The following is a 1,511-nucleotide window of genomic DNA, read 5'->3' on the forward strand; positions in this document are numbered from 1 at the left end:
TCCGGCACGTCCGGCAGCACGATCGTCTCCATCGTCTTGACGCTGACCTGTGCGGCACCCCTGCTGTCGGTGATCAGGATGATCTTGCCGCCGCGCGCCGCCACTTCCTGCATGTTGGACACGGTCTTCTCGAAGATCCGGTCATGCGGTGCGATGACGATGACCGGCATGTTCTCGTCGATCAGCGCGATCGGCCCGTGTTTCAATTCGCCCGCGGCATAGCCTTCGGCGTGGATGTAGGAGATTTCCTTGAGTTTTAGCGCCCCTTCCATGGCCAGCGGGAAATTGGTGTCGCGGCCGAGATAGAGCACATCGGAGTAGCGTGACAGTTCGCGCGCGATGCGCTCGATCTGCTCTTCGAGCTTGAGCACCTGGTTGGCATAGCGCGGCGCTTCCGAAAGCGCGCGCACCAGCGTCTTCTCCTGCTCCGTCGAGATCGTGCCGCGCGCCACCCCGGCGCGCACGGCAAGCGATGCCAGCACCGAGAGCTGGCAGGTGAAAGCCTTGGTCGAGGCGACGCCGATCTCGGGGCCGGCAAGCGTCGGCAGCACGACGTCGGATTCGCGCGCCATGGTCGATTCCCGCACATTGACCACGGCGCCGATCTTCATGCCGGCCTTGCGGCAATAGCGCAGCGAGGCCAGCGTGTCGGCGGTCTCGCCCGACTGCGAGATGAAGAAGGCGGCATCATCAGCCGACAGCGGCATCTCGCGGTAGCGGAATTCCGAGGCGACGTCGATGTCGACCGGCAGCCGCGCATAGCGCTCGAACCAGTATTTGCCGATCAGCCCGGCAAGGTAGGCGGTGCCGCAGGCCGAGATCGCCAGCCGGCCGATCTTGGCGAAGTCGAACGGCAGGTCGAGCGGCTTGGAGACGCCGGAGACGAAGTCGACATAATGCGCCAGCGTGTGCGAGATCACCTCGGGCTGTTCATGGATTTCCTTTTCCATGAAATGGCGGCGATTGCCCTTGTCGACCATGAAGCTGGTCGACAGCGACTGCTGGCGCTTGCGCTCGACTTGTCTGCCGTCGATGTCGAAGATGGCGACGCCGTCGCGGCGCACCACCGCCCAGTCGCCGTCTTCGAGATAGGTGATCGAGTTGGTGAACGGCGCCAGCGCAATGGCGTCGGAGCCCAAGAACATCTCGCCATCGCCATGGCCGACGGCCAGCGGCGGTCCATTGCGGGCGCCGACGATCAGGTCCTCGTCGCCCTTGAACATGATGACCAGCGCAAAGGCGCCCTCCAGCCGCTTCAGCGCCTGGTGCGCGGCCTCGACCGGCTTCAGCCCGCGGGCCAGCTCCCGCGCCACCAGGTGGGCGACGACCTCGGTGTCGGTCTGCGACGAGAAGGAATAGCCGTCGCGCCTCAGTTCGTCGCGCAGTTCGGCGAAATTCTCGATGATGCCGTTGTGGACGATGGCGACGCCGTCGGAGAAATGCGGATGCGCATTGGTCTCGTTGGGCACGCCATGGGTTGCCCAGCGCGTGTGGCCGATGCCGATCGTGCC

The 1,511-nt window shown here is 64.9% G+C and carries 1 protein-coding gene; it reads right to left on the minus strand.

Translation table 11 applies throughout. The annotated features are described in order from the left end of the window. The coding region (glmS, locus tag JT360_RS33060; RefSeq protein ID WP_214477627.1) for a glutamine--fructose-6-phosphate transaminase (isomerizing) at positions 1-1,511 on the minus strand (1,511 nt) is incomplete at both ends.

The organism is Mesorhizobium sp. dw_380 (genome assembly GCF_018588885.1).
In the GTDB taxonomy this organism is placed as follows: Bacteria; Pseudomonadota; Alphaproteobacteria; order Rhizobiales; family Rhizobiaceae; genus Mesorhizobium.